This is a genomic window from Advenella kashmirensis WT001, from assembly GCF_000219915.2.
GTDB lineage: Bacteria > Pseudomonadota > Gammaproteobacteria > Burkholderiales > Burkholderiaceae_B > Advenella > Advenella kashmirensis.
This window is the reverse complement of record NC_017964.1, coordinates 3,937,595-3,952,254: the sequence shown is the minus strand read 5'-3', so window position 1 is coordinate 3,952,254 and position 14,660 is coordinate 3,937,595. Positions and strand designations below refer to the sequence as shown.

Annotated in this window: 10 protein-coding genes and 4 pseudogenes; all 14 read left to right on the top strand. The window is 55.1% G+C overall.

All coding sequences use genetic code 11. From position 1 onward, the window contains the following. Window positions 1-49 precede the first annotated feature (49 nt). The 14 genes and pseudogenes from TKWG_RS21970 (at window position 50) to pdxA (ending at window position 14,640) form a co-directional block, all read left to right on the top strand. A complete protein-coding gene (locus TKWG_RS21970; RefSeq protein WP_014752302.1) occupies window positions 50-3,421 on the top strand; it encodes a toll/interleukin-1 receptor domain-containing protein in 3,372 nt (1,123 codons plus the stop codon). Continuing rightward, window positions 3,422-5,164 (top strand): NAD-binding protein, encoded by a 1,743-nt coding sequence (locus tag TKWG_RS18535; RefSeq protein ID WP_014752301.1) that lies wholly within the window; start codon window positions 3,422-3,424, stop codon window positions 5,162-5,164. It abuts the gene before it with no gap. Window positions 5,165-5,450: 286 nt separating this feature from the next. Further along, a complete protein-coding gene (locus TKWG_RS18530; RefSeq protein WP_171815188.1) occupies window positions 5,451-6,047 on the top strand; it encodes an ABC transporter ATP-binding protein in 597 nt (198 codons plus the stop codon). Then, window positions 6,044-6,842: pseudogene (locus TKWG_RS18525) on the top strand (ABC transporter permease). The gene TKWG_RS18530 and the pseudogene TKWG_RS18525 overlap by 4 nt, the downstream one beginning before the upstream one ends. A gap of 345 nt (window positions 6,843-7,187) precedes the next feature. Then, window positions 7,188-7,388 carry an extra-cytoplasmic solute receptor family protein 37 gene (locus tag TKWG_RS22825; protein WP_014752299.1) on the top strand — a complete coding sequence of 67 codons (201 nt, stop codon included), beginning with the start codon at window positions 7,188-7,190 and terminating at the stop codon, window positions 7,386-7,388. Beyond that, window positions 7,385-8,155: a tripartite tricarboxylate transporter substrate binding protein gene (locus tag TKWG_RS18520; protein ID WP_014752298.1), complete on the top strand. Its 771-nt coding sequence runs from the start codon at window positions 7,385-7,387 to the stop codon at window positions 8,153-8,155. Before TKWG_RS22825 ends, TKWG_RS18520 begins: the two co-directional genes overlap by 4 nt. A gap of 65 nt (window positions 8,156-8,220) precedes the next feature. Beyond that, window positions 8,221-8,727 (top strand): annotated as a pseudogene (locus tag TKWG_RS18515) (2,4'-dihydroxyacetophenone dioxygenase family protein). Window positions 8,728-8,729: 2 nt separating this feature from the next. Beyond that, a complete protein-coding gene (locus tag TKWG_RS18510; RefSeq protein ID WP_014752297.1) occupies window positions 8,730-9,473 on the top strand; it encodes an SDR family NAD(P)-dependent oxidoreductase in 744 nt (247 codons plus the stop codon). 17 nt (window positions 9,474-9,490) lie between these two features. Then, window positions 9,491-10,215: pseudogene (locus TKWG_RS18505) on the top strand (SDR family NAD(P)-dependent oxidoreductase). 9 nt (window positions 10,216-10,224) lie between these two features. Continuing rightward, window positions 10,225-10,842, top strand: coding sequence for an IclR family transcriptional regulator (locus TKWG_RS18500; RefSeq protein WP_322786572.1), 618 nt, complete (start codon window positions 10,225-10,227; stop codon window positions 10,840-10,842). Next, a complete protein-coding gene (locus tag TKWG_RS26710; protein WP_322786571.1) occupies window positions 10,808-11,035 on the top strand; it encodes an IclR family transcriptional regulator domain-containing protein in 228 nt (75 codons plus the stop codon). Before TKWG_RS18500 ends, TKWG_RS26710 begins: the two co-directional genes overlap by 35 nt. Before the next feature lie 332 nt (window positions 11,036-11,367). Then, window positions 11,368-12,390 (top strand): 2-keto-3-deoxygluconate permease, encoded by a 1,023-nt coding sequence (locus TKWG_RS18495; protein WP_081489416.1) that lies wholly within the window; start codon window positions 11,368-11,370, stop codon window positions 12,388-12,390. After that, complete coding sequence (locus TKWG_RS18490) at window positions 12,387-13,601, top strand: four-carbon acid sugar kinase family protein (protein WP_014752294.1); 1,215 nt, start codon at window positions 12,387-12,389, stop codon at window positions 13,599-13,601. The genes TKWG_RS18495 and TKWG_RS18490 overlap by 4 nt, the downstream gene beginning before the upstream one ends. After that, a pseudogene (gene pdxA / locus TKWG_RS18485) lies at window positions 13,598-14,640 on the top strand (4-hydroxythreonine-4-phosphate dehydrogenase PdxA). The gene TKWG_RS18490 and the pseudogene pdxA overlap by 4 nt, the downstream one beginning before the upstream one ends. Window positions 14,641-14,660: the final 20 nt, after the last annotated feature.

Genomic DNA, 14,660 nt, shown 5'->3' with positions numbered 1-14,660 from the left:
CGATCTACAGTAAAACCATGGCTTGGGAGCCTGTCAGCATAAAGATAATATGACCGAAGAAACGGCAGACAACCGGCTGACCTATGCGGCGTTTATCAGTTACAGCCACGCTGATAACAGACAGGAGGGGCGCAAATGGGCAGACTGGCTGCATCACGAACTGGAAACCTACGAGGTGCCTGCCGATCTGGTGGGCAGACCCAATCGCGCCGGCAAACCGATAGCGGCGCAGATCTACCCCGTTTTTCAGGACGAAAAGGAACTGTCGGCCAGCGCCAGCTTGTCTTCGGCGCTGACCGCAGCGCTTGATGCCTCATCTTATCTTGTCTACTTAAGTTCACCACAATCGGCCCGTTCTGTTTATGTAAGCGAAGAACTGCGCCGTTTCAAACAAACCGGCAAGGGCGATCGGATTATTGCGTTGATCCTTGCCGGGGAACCGGAATACGGCACAGAGTCTTCCGCGCAGCAGTGTTTTCCGGAAGTGCTGCGATATCGTGTAGATGAGTCCGGCAATATCGATCACAGCGTAAGTCAGGAGCCCATCGCTGCGGACGTTCGTCTGCCCGGTACGCAGGACCAGGGTTTTACGACGCCCGAGGCCTACAGGCAGTCTTTGCAGGGCGATCGAACCCTGTCCAGAAAGGAAGTGGAGCGCCGCGTTCAGGCGTACAAGGATCGGCTTGATCTGGCCAAGCTCAAGATTATTGCGGGTGTGCTTGACGTGCCGCTGGGCGACTTGACACAGCGTGATCAGGCCTATCAACTGGCCAAGGCCAGGCAGCGTACGAAGATTGTCAAGCGGATTGCAGTTGTGATCGGAGTGCTGGCTGTCATGGCAATGGCGCTGGGTGTATATGCCTGGACAGAACGCAATGCTGCGCAAACCATGCTATCGCGCTCATTGTTTCTGTCTGGCCTGAATAAGATTGATCAGAAGGAAGTGGCCGAAGGCGCTGCGTATATGGCGGCCGCTGCTCGCTACGGCAATGAACGGACCGCGCTATACCTGCAATCGATGCTAATGCGCCAGAACGGCATGACGCCGATGCCCAGACTGGATTCAACACCTGTATTCAGCCCCGACGGCCATTGGATCGCGGCGCTCAATGCGACGTCCAACGAGCAGCGCGGCCTGCAGATATGGGATGCATACGCGCAGAAACTGCATGCCACAGTGACTGACGCCAAAGCTAACGCTTTCTCGAAACTGGCGTTTGACGGCCAGAATGCGCTGTATTTTATGACGGCCGACAACACGATAGCAAAGTGGCAGGATGGCAAGCCGCAAGAGACGGTTTATAAGGCGCCCAACGATTTGCGTATCGTCTCCTTTGCGCCAGGTGCGGATGGCAGATGGCTGGTGATACAGGGCTGGCATGTCGTCGACGGCAAAATGCAGTACATCAAATCACTGCTGTTCAATACGCACGACCGGCAAACGGTAATTGACCAGGTTCCGGTGCGACAACGCGAGGGCGGCAACACTCAACGCTACCTGTTTGCTCCGCAGGGCAACGCCATTGCATTTCACGAGACCGAGGATAATGACAACCGTGTGCGCGTGTATCCCATGGATGCAGACGGAAAATTGCAGCAGGCCAGGAATTATGTGGTGCCGGGCGGGATTATCTGGGTAAGGTTCAGTCCGGATGCACGTCATGTTTTTGTGCGTGCGGCCAACGGCCTGTATCACATCGACTTGCGGCGCAACGATAGCCAGATCGCCAAAGTTGCTGGCCAGCTGATTCCAGACGATATTTATTTCAACGAAGATGGCAGGTCTTTTGTCGTGGTCTGGCAGAGTAACTACACCGTGTACGATATCGACAACAACACGCCGGTGACCTCCGGTAACGCGGGTATCAGCCTTTCGGCCATGCTGCGTGATGACGTAGCCAATGTGTCTCCTGACCTCACACAACGTGTGGAGAATCAGGAAGGAATATTTTTTCTGGTCACTGATCTGGCGCCGCCATTATTGCGTTCGCAATTGAATCTGGGACCGGATCTGATGTCATTTCGCGCCATGCCAGATGGCAAAGGCGTTGTGCTTTTGAAAAAAGATAGTCATAACCTGCAGTACGCAGCGCTGGGAGGCAACAGCAAACTCAGAGATTTCATACGCACGCCGGAGCAAATTGACCGCTTTGGCGTTGCCAGCGAACAGGACTACGTCTACACCATTTCCGAACCCAGGCAGGGTATGAGTACATTGCGGTTTTATCGTGCCACAACAGGTAAGCCGATGGGCAAGCCCTTATCAGTCAGAGGCGTGATATCGTTCAGCCATGATGGCAGCACGGTGTCCTCCCGAATTGACGACGAGAAAATGGCAATCTGGGAAATAGAGACAGGAAACCGTAAGCAGACTTTTGGCTTGCGTAAAAACGAGAAATATAAACTGTCGGCCGACTTGTCGATCATCCTGGTTCTGGAGTCGCCAAACAAGTGGCGGGTGCAGCAGGTTGCCACCGGCGAGATACTGCACCGGGAGCAGACCGAGCTCAAGGGCGCCTATTTCACGCCAGACAATAAATATCTGCTGGCTTTTTTCAACGGCAAGGCCCAGCTGTATGATCTGAAAGATTTTGTCAGCCGGCTGACGCTGCCTACCGCGGGCGATGCACCGAAGGCTGAATTGAGCCCGGACGGCAATATGCTTGCTATGGCCGAAGACAATAAATATATCCGTTTGTGGAACCTGGAGCGTAAACAGGCTGTTGGGCAAAAAATCCGAAATGATGCGGCAGGCGGTTATTTGAAATTTTCCCGGGACGGCCAGCTGCTGTTCGCATCCGATCCGCTGGACCTGCGCAGTGACAAGGGCATTGCCATGTATGACACGCAAACCGGGATGCCCGTTGTGATGCCATTTGCTATTAGTCGGATAGATGACGTGGTGCTGTTACCCGATGGCAAGGATATTGTCACGCTGGATACTCGCAGCAGTCAGTCAATACTGAATGTGTGGGCGGTGCCTGATGCCTTGCTTGGGCCGGTGCAGGAGCTGGCCGATCAGAGCGAAATCTACTTTGGCAAAAAGTATGACAACGACGCTGCGGCCGTAGTCGACGCGCCCAGTGTGGCGCAGCGTCCTGAATCATGGTTCTTCCAGGACCCGTACAATCGCCCGTTGGTGCCAGACTCCACGGTGCCGCTGACGGCTTATATCGAAAAACAGCTTCCCATACGTAATCCGGACCAGTTGCGCCTGATCTACAACTATTGGCGCTTTCATCCGCAGGCGCGGGCTGCGCTTGCCGTGTATTTCAGTCAGAATAAGGACACCGCATTCGTAGCCAATAGCCTGATACGCATGACTCAACTACAGCTTCAACGGGTAAAGGATGAAAGTGTCAGGAAGAAAACCGTGACGCTGCTTGAGCAGGCGCAGAAAAACATGCAGGAGCATCCGTAAATGAAATTATCGCGCCGTACAAAAAGCATTCTGGTCATGATCGGTGGGCTCGCGGTCATCGTGCTGACCTGGAACGGCCTGGGACAGCATTACCCGCAAATCAATGAATGGCTCTATCTGCCTGAAAGACTGTATCGCACCTTGCGAACGCTGATGGGATCGGACCCGGTGTCGTCGTCTTTGCCTCCGGAAAACCTGCCATGGCAACTGACATTGGTCAAAATCGTGGTGACGCTGGCGCTGCTGGCAGGAATGTATCGGATCGCCCAGAAGCTTTTTGTTGAATATTACACCCAATTTCGGCTGCTGTTCAGGCGTAACCAGATACTGGTGATTGGCATTAATCGAAAGGGCCAGGCGTTGCTCGCAGATCTGAAGCGTACTCACGATACAACCGGAGTGGCCATTGAGCTGGACGCCGATCATAGCAATGCGAGTGCGCTACGGCGCGATGGCCATCTTGTTTATTTTGGCGATGGTACGCAAAGCGCGGTGCTTCAGGATGCGGGTATTCGCAGCGCGCGCTTCATGATATGTTTTCTGGATAAAGAGCAGACCACCATCAATGTGGTGCGGGCGCTGCACCAGATCACGCAGAAAAATCCGGAGAAATATCAGGTACGTTGTTTCCTGCACATAGGCAACGCCAAGGTAAGCACCATGCTGCAGCAATCGGACTATTTCGAGGACGAAAAGAAAAATGGCATTGACTTGCGGTTTTTCAATCACCATCAGATGATTGCACGGCAGTTCTTTGCACGACTTGCTTATGACTATGCCCAGCCTATGCGCGATCCCAATGCAGCCTTTCGGCTGATTGTCTTTGGTGCTGGAGAGACGGCCAAAGCCTTGCTGGTGCAGGCGCTGCAGGTGATGCATACGATTAATCCGGCCTCGCCGGACATTATTGTGTACGGCGCAGACGCCGAGCACGCAGGCAGGCAACTGGCTGCCGAGTATCCGGGTGCCGCAATGGTGTCGTCTATCAAATATATGCCGTTCGATGGCGCTTATGATCATATTCTGAATGAGCTCGTCATTGATCCGCCGGCTCATCTTGTTCCAGTGGTGATTGCTGCTTTTGACGACGATTCGGTCAATCTCAAGCTATCGCTGGAAATATTGCACGCGACTCCTGCAGCCGCGTTTCGCGTGTTCGCCTTGAACTATCACAATGATGGCCTGAATGCGCTACTCAAGTCGCGACAGAGCAGATTGAACCGGCTGACCTTTTTTGGCAGTCTGGAATCGGTGTGTCAGGTGGAGCTGATTACACAGGAGCGGCTGGACGTCACGGCGCGCAGTATTCATGAAGACTATCTGCAACAACTTGCACCGCAGCAAGGTTCGCTCAGCGAAAGCGATGCTTACAAGCAATCGTGGGACATGTTGAATGAACAGGCCAAGGACGCCAATCGTGCGCAGGCGGATCATATCGCCTACAAGCTGGCCATGTGCGGAAAGCTGGCGGCGCTACAGGAGCAGGGGGCGGGCGTGCAGGAGGCCCTCTCATTTACCGCCGAGGAGGTGGAGATGCTCGCACAGGTGGAGCACACACGCTGGATGGCGCAACGTTATCTGGCAGGCTGGCGTTACGGCGCCCAGCGTGATGACCAGCGGCGCTTGCATCCTTCTCTGGTGGAATGGGCGATGCTTCCCGAGGCCGAAAAACAAAAGGACCGCGATGTTGTATTGCGCATTCCATTCCTTGTGCAAGGCCACAGGGCCAAACCGTCTGTCTGAGCACCGCCAATGGCACGCCCGCGTCGCGCTTTCGGTGTATATTGTGCGGGTTCCCAGTGAGCGGCGATGAGGCGGCTTTACTGTGGCCGATGGTGTCGCGGCATGGCCCGCAGCCTTTTGACGGTTGTCCTGCGACGCCGTCGTTAACGATGGTAAGCATAAGTTGTGGTAACCGATAATCCAGAAGTAAAGACGCCTGCGCTACTGCAGGCCAGAAATCTCAGTCGCAAAGACCCTTTAAATGGTCATATATTGCTGCATCCGGCGCACTGCACGGTCGGGCGCGGTGATCGCATTGTGTTGTCCGGTGCCTCGGGGTCCGGCAAAAGCGTATTCGTACGGACTGGCCTTGCTGGACAAGCCCGACGCCGGCGAACTGGTTCTGCGCGGTAAGCCGGTGCAACCGGCAGACGCTTGTCGCTACCGGGCTCAGGTTGCCTATATCCGGCAAAGCCCGGTGTTGCTGCAGACCAGTGTCGAGGGCAATCTGACCTTTCCTTTCGGGCTCGCCGTAAACCGGGATAAAAGGTACGACCGGCAGAAAATTGAACGGTTTCTGCACGCTATTGACCGCCCCAGCTCATTTCTGACCAAGGATTCGGACACGCTATCGGGTGGAGAGAAGCAACTGGTCTGCCTGTTGCGCGTATTGCAGCTGGATCCCTGTCTTTTGCTGCTGGATGAGCCTACTTCGGCGCTGGATGAGACTACGGCGCAACTGGTGGAAAAGCTGATTGAGCACTGGATGCACGTGAACGATCATCGCACGGCGACACTGTGGATCAGCCACGATGAACAGCAAAAGGCCCGGGTGGGCAATCGTGTATGGCAAATGAAAAGCGGTCGCCTCACGACCGATGAAATAGCAGGCAGGCAAGCATGAACCTTGAATATATGGAAATATCGATCGGGGAAATTGGCCTGGCAGCATTGCTTATCCTGGCCAATGGGTTGATTTCATTGCTGTTGCGGTTAAAGCTGGAAAGGCAATTGTTGATTGCCTCTGTAAGAATGGTGGTGCAGCTGTTCGCCATCGGCCTGATTCTCAAATGGGTGTTTGCTGCAGATAAATGGTATATCGTGCTGGCAATCATGACTGTGATGACCGTGATTGCCGGGCTGGCGGCCAGAAACCGCAGTCGCATTCGTTACCGGGGCATGCAATTTGATGCCCTGTTTTCAATCTGGATACCTTCCTGGCTGATCATGGCCATTGGTCTGGTATTGATCATGCGTATACAGCCCTGGTATTCCCCTCAATATGTGATTCCGGTGCTGGGCATGATCATGGGCAATACCTTGACCGGCGTGTCGCTGGGGCTGGATCGCATTACCAGTGAACTGACACAGCGGCGTGATCATGTAGAGATGATGCTCTCGCTTGGCGCCAGCGGCTGGGAGGCCTATCGTGAAGCGGCGCAGACGGCGGTGCGTGCAGGATGGTGCCCACCATCAACAGCATGATGGTGATCGGGCTGGTCAGCCTGCCGGGCATGATGACCGGCCAGATCCTGGCGGGACAGGATCCCGAGCAGGCGATCCGTTACCAGATCCTGCTGATGTTTCTGCTGACCGCCTCTTCGGCTATCGCATGCGTACTGGCTATTTTGCTGGTCTATCGGCGCGTATTCAGCCACAGCATAATTTCCTGTATTGGAAATTGCACGAGTCTGCCTAGCTATTGCGTATGTGTTAAGGGTAGCCGCATAGGGCACAGATATAAGGTCCGGCTGTAAGTTTCCACAAAGGAGACCTGCAGCCGGATTTTTTATGTCTGCTCAAAATGCCCGGTGAGCCGGTAGATGTAATTCATTTGTGATCATTTCGGTTGTGATTAAGGGTTTTCCCCAGATGGCTGGTGAACACATCTTCTATACACTATATCCATAATATAGAAATAAATCCATATTATGGATTATATCAATATAACACCGCGCTCATGTCCGTATCGAGCGCCGGGCGCGCCACGTCCATTCCCTTTCATTTATTACTTAATTGAACATTTTCTGGAGACAAATCTGTCATGATCTACCATCGTCGTGCCTTGCTGGCCTCACTGATTGCCTGTGCCGGCCTGGCCACCGTTCCCACCCTGGCTGCCGCGGCAGATGCCTATCCTGCCCAGCCCATTACACTTGTGGTTCCGTTTCAACCTGGCGGTGGCACCGATGCCGTTGCCCGCAGTTTTGCCAAGCCGCTGAAAAGCACTTTCCCAAAGGTATGATCGTGCTTAACAAGTCTGGCGCGGGCGGCGCGGTGGGGTGGAAGTATGTGCTCAACCAGAAGCCGGATGGCTATACCCTGGCCGTGGTAACCGGCGAGTTTGTGACATTGCCCCTGCTTAATCTGTTTGATCGCTCTTACAAGGATTTCACGCCGCTGGTTCAATTGAATGCGGATCCAACAACCCTTGTGGTGCACAATGATTCGCCCTATAAATCTGTAGAGGATTTCCTGGCAGCCGCCAAGAAAAATCCTGATGGCATGAACGTGGGAACCCCGGGCACGGGCGCCGTTTACGACGTTGCACTTAGTGCGTTCGAGGTCAAGTCAGGCACCAAGGTAACGCATGTCCCTTATCCCGGATCGGGTCCGTCGCTGCTGGCATTGCTGGGTAAGCAGGTAGATGCCGTGGCCACCAGTCCCGCTGAAGCGGCCGAATATGTTCGTAGCGGCAAAATGCGCCTGCTGGTAGTAATGAACGAGGAGCGCGTGCCTGAGTTCAAGGATGTGCCGACAGCAAAAGAAAAAGGGATTGACGTCTCCTATGGTACCTGGCGCGGCGTTGCCGGCCCGAAAAATATGCCGGCCGACGCGGTCAGGGTGCTTAAGGACGCATTTGAGAAAGTGGCACAGGATCCTGAACTGATCAAGTCCATCAGACAGCAGAATCTGGGCTATGTGTATGCGGATGGCGAGGCATTTGCGCAGAAAATGGCTAAGGAAACTGAAGGATATAGCAAGGTTCTGAAAGAATTGGATATCAAGTAACCCGGCCTGCTTTTAGAACTCACATTTGACATATCGCCCCGCATGGACGGGGCCAAGGAATTGTTATGACTGAACCCACTCCCTATCGTTACCCCAACCCGAAAGAAGCATTGAAAGATATTGTGGTGCCCAACGCCGTTCCTGAAGACGAGCGCATCTGGGTTCCGCAGGCGCCAATGTATGGTTTCGTCCGCTCTGTCTGAACGTCTCGCAGGGATACTGGATGAATCTGTTGCGCGTCAGGAAATCGGGCGTACTCAGCTGTCATCGAGCATCCTCAGCCGGTACACGGTTACGTAATCAAAGGCACCTGGCGTTATCTGGAGCATGACTGGGTGGCTACGGAAGGCAGTTATGTTTTTGAGCCGCCCGGTGAAACCCATACGCTGTATGTGCCCGAAGACGTGGAGGAGATGATCACCATGTTCCAGGTCAACGGCATCATGTATTACGTGGACAGTGAAGGAAATCATACCGGTTACGAGGATGTCTTCACCAAGCTGGATATGTGTCGCAAGCATTATGAAAGCGTCGGCCTGGGCGCCGATTATGTGGACCAGTTCGTACGCTGATCATGAATAATAAAGCCAATTATGATTTTTCACACCGCACAGCCGTCGTGACCGGCGGCAGCAGCGGGATCGGCCTGGATATTGCGCAGCGCCTGTTGGCTGCCGGGGCCAAAGTGACTGTCTGGGATTTGAAGCCGCCGCCGCAAGCCTTGCAGGAGCAGGGCATGCAGTTTAATGCGGTTGACGTTTGTGATAACGGTTCTGTCCAGGACGCGTGTAATAAAGTGGTTGCCAGTTGCGGGCCTATCGATATGCTGGTCAATTGTGCCGGATTCGCCGGTTCTACATTGCCGCTGGAACAGACCGATCCGCAGGAATGGCAACGGGTGATTGCCGTCAATCTGCTGGGGGTCTATAACACGTGTCGGGCGGCCGTCCCTGTGATGAAGCAGGCACAGGCAGCGCGCATCGTCAATATTGCCTCGCTGGCTGGCAAGGAGGGCACGCCAAACGCCTCTGCCTATAGCGCGGCCAAAGCGGCGGTGCTGGCGCTAACCAAATCACTGGGCAAGGAACTGGCGCACACCCAGGTCCGTGTCAACGCCATTGCGCCTGCAGCGATTAATACGACGCTGTTGCAGCAGATGTCGCCGGCACATGTACAAACCATGATCGATAAAAGTCCGATGAAGCGGCTGGGCGAATGTGAAGAAGTGTCCGAACTCACACTCTGGCTGCTGTCCGCATCATGTTCGTTCAGCACAGGTGCCGTGTTTGATCTTTCCGGCGGTCGCGCCACCTATTGATAATATTTGGAAAACTCATGAGTTTCAGACAAAATTTGCTTGAAGGGAAGACCGCGGTGGTCACCGGCGGTACCCAGGGTATTGGACGCGCCATTACAGAAGAACTGGCCGCGCTGGGCGCGCGGGTTTATGCTGCCGGCCTGCCATCGCCCGGCCAGGAACCATATCGCCATGCGACAGTGACAGAAGTCATTGTTGACGTGACCAGTGACAAGGATGTGGCGGCGTTCGCAGCGTCCCTGGACAAAGTGGATGTGCTGATCAATTGCGCGGGCATTATCGCGCGGGTCGAAGAGTTCAAACTGCCCGTGTTTGAGCGGGTGATTGATGTCAATCTGGTTGGCACCATGCGTTTGTGCGAGGCCTTGCGCCCCTTGCTTGCGGCATCGACAGGTTGTATTGTGAATATGGCCTCCATGCTCAGTTTTTTTGGTGGCGGACTGGTGCCTGGCTATAGCGCCAGCAAAGGAGGCATTGCGCAATTGACCAAATCGCTGGCCATTGCTTACGCTGCTGACGGGATTCGCGTGAATGCGGTGGCTCCGGCTGGATCGCCACACCTCTGACCGAAGCGCTGCAGAACGATGAGAGCCGGGCCCGGCCCATTCTGGATCGCACGCCGCTCAAGCGCTGGGGGACCCCCGACGATGTGGCCCGTGCAGTCACCTTTCTGTGTTCGGATGCGTCTTCATTCATGACGGGTGTTATCATGCCGGTTGATGGTGGCTATATGGTAACTTGAATTTTCATCATGACAATAACGACTTCCTCGCAGGGCAAGGCTGGCCAGCCGGTAGCGGGCACCGCTTCATTTTCCAAATTCATGCGCGTACTGGATGCCATCGCAGGCAACGCAGGGCCAGGTGTCACGATCCAGGATCTGAGCGTATCGGTGGGCTACCCCAAGCCAACGCTATACCGAATCGTGGATGCCCTGCTGGCCGAAGGCCTGATTATCAATAAAGGCGGGCAATTGTTTGGTCTGGGGCCGCGCCTGATCAGCCTGGCCAGCCAGGCCCTGGAAAGCTCCGACCTGCGTAAGGTTTGTCGGGAGCAGTTGATGGCGCTGCGCGATCAGACCGGCGAAACCGTTCACCTGGCCGTACCGGTCAATGGTGCGATGACCTATATCGACAAACTTGAAAGCCTGCAGGCGGTACGCATGAATTCCCGGCTGGGCAGCCAGGTCACCTTTTATTCAAGTTCAGTTGGCAAGGCGTATCTTGCTGCGCTCAAGGATGATGCGCACAGGCGCCAACTTGTCAGCGCGATCACATTTGAAAAATTCACAGACAATACACTGCCTGGCGCCCAACCGCTTTATCAGGAAATTCGTGATATCGAACAACAGGTTTTCGGAAGATCGTGAAGAGAATGAGCGTGATATTTTTTGCTACGGCTGCGCCATTCTGGACAAACATGCCCGTCCGGTAGCGTGTATCAGCATCAGTATTCCCCTGTTTCGCATTGCGGCTGATCGTCGCAAAACATATATTGAACCGCTCATGGACGCGTGTAAAGTCCTGTCGCAGAAGCTGCGGTTGCTGGATATTGACGCCTGAGCGCGTGCTGGCGCCTGGTTCAATCCGGATGACTTCCCTGGCGGGCGCTCAGGCAATCCTGGGAAACGAGTGACCGGACCCGGCCACGGCCCGCGCCTTGCGGGCTATTTCATTTGCATTGGCCACAAAAAACTACAGTCTGATTACAAAAAAATTACGCCAGGGATCCGTATCGGATTGACAAGCCGTTTTGAAAAGACAATAATCGCACCTGTACGTACAGGTTGTACGTACAGAGTCATGGCAAAGATAAGAAGCACGATCAACAGCCATGCACCAGACTATTCATTTTCTTTATTACTTCCCCTTTGACCAAAAGGCTGGGTCGGATGATGACACAAGAGCGTTCAATATTTCCCATGTTCCAAACCATGCAGAAAATCCCTGGTGGATTGATGCTTATTCCCCTGATTCTGGGTTCGATACTGGGGACATTTGCCCCCGAAGCCCTTGGCATCGGCAGTTTCACCACTGCGTTGTTTAAAAACAGCGCCTTGCCGCTGATTGCATTGCTGATTTTCGCTACCGGTACGCAGGTCAATATGCGCACCGGCGGCCCGATCCTGGCAACTGCGGGCACCATTCTTTTTTGCAAAACGCTTATTCCGGCCAGCCTGATTGTGCTGCTGGGCAGCTTTGTTGGTATTGACGGCGTGTGGGGAATCTCTATCCTGGCACTGCTGGCTGCATTCGATAACAGTAACGGCGGCCTGTGGCTGGCGTTTACCGGGCAGTATGGCGATGCCCGGGATCGGGGCGCCTATGTGGCCAGCGCCGTGAACGACGGACCGTTTTTCAGTCTGCTGTTCCTGGGCGCTTCGGGTCTGGGCGATATTCCTTTAATCGCGCTTGTCGCGGCGTTGGTGCCGTTCCTGCTGGGCGTGCTGGTTGGTAACCTTGACGTGCAATGGCGCAAGGTGCTGGATCCCGTGCCTAATATTGTGATCCCGTTTTTTGCCTTTGCACTGGGTACCGGCATCAACCTGTCGGCGATCGTCAGTGGCGGCACGACCGGCATTATTCTGGGCTTTCTGATCAGTCCCATTACCGGCTTCCTGGTTTACATGGGGTACAAGTTCATCCTGCGACGCGGCGGAAAAAGCGGTATTGGCTTTGCTGCCGGCACGACCGCTGGCAATGCGATTGCAACACCGGCCATTGTTGCGGCGGCCGATCCACGCTTTCAGGTCTATGTTGAGACCGCGACTGCACAGGTTGCGGCATGCGTGCTGATCAGCTCAATCATGGCCCCCTTGCTGGCTTCTTATTTCCTGAAAAAATCCGGTGAATTAAAGCCGGTAGATGATGGTATCTCGGGCGTTGCTGAGACTGCCGGGGAACCTGCGAAGTTATGAAGCCGCAGATAGCGATCATTGCGGATGATCTGACCGGGGCGGGAGATTCCGCCGTGCAGTTCGTACGCTGTGGCTGGGAAACGCAGTTGTATGTTGGCGGTTCCGAAGAGGCCTTTGCGCTGGGCGATATGCAGGCCCAAGTGGTCTCGGTTAACAGCAACAGCCGCGCCATGGCGCCGCAGGCAGCAGCCCAGGCGGTTGCCCGCGAAATGCAGACCTTTCGCAAGCATGGCGTGCGTCATGTATTCAAGAAAGTAGATTCCACTTTGCGTGGCGCATTCGCGGCGGAAATTGAAGCGGCCCGTCAGCAATGGCATGAGAATGCGATCGCCGTGGTGTGCCCGGCCTATCCGGCCACCGGCAGAACATTGGAAAATGGTGTTTTGCTGGTCAACGGCACCCCGGTGACAGAAACCTCGGCAGGAACTGATCCGGTCACACCCGTCATGGAAAGTTCCGTGCCGGTGATGCTGGACTGCGACCTGGTCAGCCCGACGCAAGACGATACGCCAGCCACGCTTGCACAAAAAATAGGCGGTTGTGGACCGATAGTGGTGGTCGATGCCAGTACAGATGCTGATCTGAAACGCCTCGCACAGGCTATTGTGATGCTTGGCGAACGTGCGCTGCCGGTAGGCGCTGGTGGACTGGCAATGGCGATGGCAGCTGCGTGGGCCAGCGACCCTGCTTCAGGCGACATTGTTCTGGCCGTGGTGACCTCACAACACAGTGCCACGCGCGCGCAGGTGGTGGCGCTGCAAGAGTATGGTGCGACGGTGCTGACACCCGAGCCGCTGGTGCTGGGTGACGATGGCCTATGGCAGTCATGGCAGCAAGCGATGCTTGAGCAGATCACACGTTCGGGCGAGGCCAGCCGAATTCTGGTGCTACTGGCGCCGGCCCGCCAGGTGCCCGATCTGACCTCTGCCATGGTTGCCCGGCGTCTTGGGCAGTCTGCGCTGGCGATTGTGGGTACCGGCAAGGTGCGCGGACTGATTGCTACCGGTGGCGACGGTGCAGAGCAGGTGATGTCTGCTTTGCAGGCGACCGGGATTCGATTGATTGATGAAGTGTCCGGAGGCGTTCCTTTGGGCACGCTGATTGGCGGCGAATTTGCCGGCATGCCGATTGTGACCAAGGCCGGTGGCTTTGGTGCGGAAAATGTTTTGATTCAGGCTGCAGAAACCCTGACGGAAAGGAAATTCAAATGAGCACGAAAAAATTGCCCGTATTGGCGGTAACCGTTGGCGACGTGGCCGGTATTGGTCCTGAAATTACAGCCAAAATGCTGTTGAACCATCCCGGTCTGCGTAATATTGCCAAGTTTGTCGTCATCGGCGACGTGGCGGCTTGCGCAAGGCCGTATCGAGCCTGAATGGCGACGTGAGCAAGGTTCGGGAAATTTCGGCACCGGCCGAGGCAACCAACGAAGCCGGAACCATTGAGATCATCCAGGTTGGCCCCTCTCTTGAAGACGTTCAATTGGGTAAGCTGGATGCGCGTGCTGGCGCTGGCTCTGCGCTGTTTGTCATGAAAGCCTGTGACCTGGCTCGCAAGGGCGAAGTGGACGGTATCGTGACTGCGCCGCTGAACAAGGCAGCCATGCACCTGGGTGGCCATAAGTGGCCCGGCCATACCGAATTGCTGGCTCATGAATTTGGTGTCAAAAATTATTCTCTGGTGCTCTCGGCCGGCGATTTGTATGTATTTCATGCAACCACGCATGTGTCGTTGCGTCAGGCCATTGAGGATGTGAACCCCAAGCGCATGGACGACATTTTGCAACTGGTTCACGCGTTTTCCAAAGCGCTTGGTCGTCAGGAAGAGCCGATTGCCGTCTCGGGCCTGAATCCGCATGCCGGCGAGAACAATATCTTCGGCACGGAAGACAGTGCTATATTAACGCCTGCCATCGAACGGGCCAGGGCAGCGGGAATCAATGCTGTGGGTCCGATTCCGGCAGATGCGCTCTGGCCGCAAGCCGTACGAGGCAAATGGAAATTTCTGGTCGCGTGCTATCACGATCAGGGTCATGCACCATTTAAAGCGGTCTATGGCGATGACGGTGTAAATATTACAGTCGGCTTGCCGGTTGTGCGAGTCTCTGTGGATCACGGTACTGCGTTTGATATTGCCGGTCAGAACATTGCGCGCGAAGAAAGCCTGATCCTGGCCGCCGAGCGCGCAGCCAGCCTCTCCCTGGGCTGGTCTTCCGTATGGGAAGCAGCTTCAAAATCGGAAGGGGTATAGTTTTAATTTGGCGGGGATAT